The organism is Spirosoma endbachense (assembly GCF_010233585.1).
Lineage (GTDB): Bacteria > Bacteroidota > Bacteroidia > Cytophagales > Spirosomataceae > Spirosoma > Spirosoma endbachense.
The window spans coordinates 7051816-7052816 of the sequence record NZ_CP045997.1 but is presented as its reverse complement, the minus strand read 5'-3'; the positions used below and the strand labels follow the sequence as shown (position 1 = coordinate 7052816).

1 protein-coding gene is annotated in these 1001 nt (G+C 55.4%); it reads right to left on the bottom strand.

Annotated elements, in window-relative coordinates; genetic code table 11:
- Positions 1-1001, bottom strand: a 1001-nt coding sequence (locus GJR95_RS28775; protein ID WP_317167022.1) for an SdrD B-like domain-containing protein, incomplete at both ends; no start/stop codon positions are given.

Below are 1001 nucleotides of genomic sequence, written 5' to 3'. Positions count from 1 at the left end.
CCCAGTGGCGTTGGTCAGAGTGGTGGCTGAGCTGACCCCGTTGATGAACAGGGTAGCGACCACACCGGGTATCGGCGCTTCGCCGGCATCCTGACTACCATCCTTATTGGAATCATTCCAGACGAAGTCGCCCAGTCCAGCCAAATTAGATTGGCAGTTCTGAGTCAATTGAGTCGAAATGCTACAGCCATTGAGGCTAGCCGTCAATGTTAACTGTTGCCCAGATGGTACACCCGTAACCATGTTACCTGAAATGGTGCCAACAGAAGCCGAAACAGAGGCACCAACAGTTGCTGTAAAGGCCACATTATAAGTAGTGGTGCCATTGCAGACTATATTGGTAAGTATAGCAGGTAATGGATTAACAGTTACGGTATTAGAGGTTGAACTCACACAACCACTAGCATTCGCCACTGTCACACTGATAGTTGTGGTACTGCTTGGTGTTAGCACAAGCACACCCGTTGAGTTAGTAGTCCCTTGACTAAAACTATAGCTTGTACCACCCGTAGCTGTCAGAGTTACTGACTGGCCAGCACAAATGGTGGCTGAAGAAAGACTAGGAGTCGGAGCAGGACTCGCCGTGAGGGTCGTAGTAGCTGTCGCCGAGCAACCCCCCGAGGAAGTACCCGTCACCGAGTAAGGTCCGGCCACACTCACACTGATGGAAGCCGTGGTGGCGCCATTGCTCCACCGATAGGTGTTGGCCCCCGATGCGGTGAGCATCGCGGTCTGACCCCCACACAGACTGGCCGAACTGGCTGTGATACTCAGGCTGGGGGGGGCACTGATGGTGAGCACCCGGCTGATGATTGCCCGGGAACAACTGCCGCTCAGATCGGGATCGGCACTGGTGAGCCGCAGGGTCACACTGCCCGCTGCGATGTCGGCCGCCGAAGGCTGATAGGTCAATGGCTGGCTACCGGTGATGACACTCTGGCTGAAGCTACCCGTGCCAGTGCTGGTGAGACTGGCTGAACTCGCTCCGCTTACCGTAGCCG